At 63.7% G+C, this 1,599-nt stretch carries 1 protein-coding gene; it reads right to left on the bottom strand.

What is annotated here, in order from left to right; all coding sequences use genetic code 11:
* Window positions 1-8 precede the first annotated feature (8 nt).
* Window positions 9-1,599 (bottom strand): IS4 family transposase (locus AC24GY_RS29400; RefSeq protein ID WP_487690432.1); only part of this gene is annotated, 1,591 nt, incomplete at its 5' end.

The following is a 1,599-nucleotide window of genomic DNA, read 5'->3' as shown; positions in this document are numbered from 1 at the left end:
GCTGATCTTTACCCACAAGTTGGTTGGGGGCGCAGTCTGCGCCAGACATCGGTGATGGTATCGAGCTTGTTGAGGCCCTGCCATAGCACCTGCGCTCCGGGGTGGCCGTCACCTTTACGGCCCAGGTGGCCGCCGAGACGTGCGATGCTTTTCACTGCGGCTCCCAGGCTCATTGGCGGTGCATCCTTCACCGGCTTCTTTCCCTCGCGTTCATACGCCTCCAGCGCGCTGATCTCGTCCTCATCAAGCCAGTCTGTGGCGGGGTCTTGCGGACTCTGCCGCGCCCCGGCGCTCATGCCCATGATCCGGCAGGCCACCAGCATGTCCAAGGCCATCATCGGCCGCAGCCGCTCCAGGCTGCGCATCTGTCGTGCCTCCACCCGGCAGCCTGTTTTGAGGATGCGGTGGAACTCTTCGATCTGCCAGCGTTTCGCATACCACCCGGCCAGCTTCACGGCGCTCTCCAGCGTGTCCACCTTCAGCGTGCTCAGCAGCCGCCAGCAGATGCCCTTGCCCTCAGGCGCGTCCTGCTCGCGGAGTTCCACGATGCACACCTCCACCGGCGTGTCCTTTTTCATATGCTTGGCCTTGTTCACGGGAACGGCGATGGTCACGGTTGTGTAGCGCACACTCAGCGTGGCCTGCCGCGCTTTCTGCCCCTGGCTGCGCGGCAGCTGCAGCGTGTGGGTTCCTGCTGGCTCGCTTTGTTCAAGGTGCCGCCACATCTGCGCCTCACCGCCCTCCAGGCTGCGGTTGTGCTGCGAGCGCACCAGCAGCCCGAGCCCTTGTTCGCGGTGTTGCTGCGCCTCGGCGAGCAGTTCATAAATATCCGCCTCCCGGTCTCCCACGCTGACCACGAGCGGGGCCTCTGCCGGCTTTGTGGCAGTCGTTGAGCAAGACGCAGAGGCCTCTGCACAGGACTCAAGCCATTGCCGGGCCTCATGGGCCAGCTCCAGGCTCTCAAGCCAGCGCACACTTTCCTTGCTCTCGATGGGTTCGCGATTGCGCGCCCCCACGCTGCGCCCTTTGCCCGGCAGTTTGCGGGCGTAGAACTTGGCCCCCAGCAGCCCAAAGACGGCGTCCTCGTCGGCGGCGCTCAACAGGGTGCTGTGGACATGCAGCCCGGCGATGTTCGGCCGCACCTTGTTGCTGGAGATCGAGCCGAGCCCCTCAAGCGAATGATGAGTGTTGAAGTTGCACGCCGTGGTGTCCTGGATGGCCAGCAGGACGCGGCAGCCGCTCTGCTGAGCACGACGCAGCACCGCCTGCCGGTGGACGTTGAAGAGCAGCGTGTCGGTGAGCTCCTCCACATCGAGCAGGCGGTAGAAGGCCTTGGCCTCGGCCACGCTGCGGGAACACTGGGGAATGGATTTGCCGGGAGAGTTGAGCATTTGATTGAAGACCTTGACCATGCGCCGGTTGCTGCGCGCGTCACCCAGCTGGATGGAGCCGAGCTCTTCTGCCGCCCACTGGGCGTTTGCCTGAAGGTCATGCGAAAAGGCGGGAAGCGTGCGGGTGGTGGAAATAGACACCCGCCCGAAGATAGCCTGCTCCAGCAGAGTACAATTTCTATCTCCAACTTTGTGGGTAAAGATCAGC

This window comes from Prosthecobacter sp. Pr1 (assembly GCF_057652315.1).
Note: the sequence above shows the minus strand (reverse complement) of the source record. Positions and strands in the feature narration are given on the sequence as shown.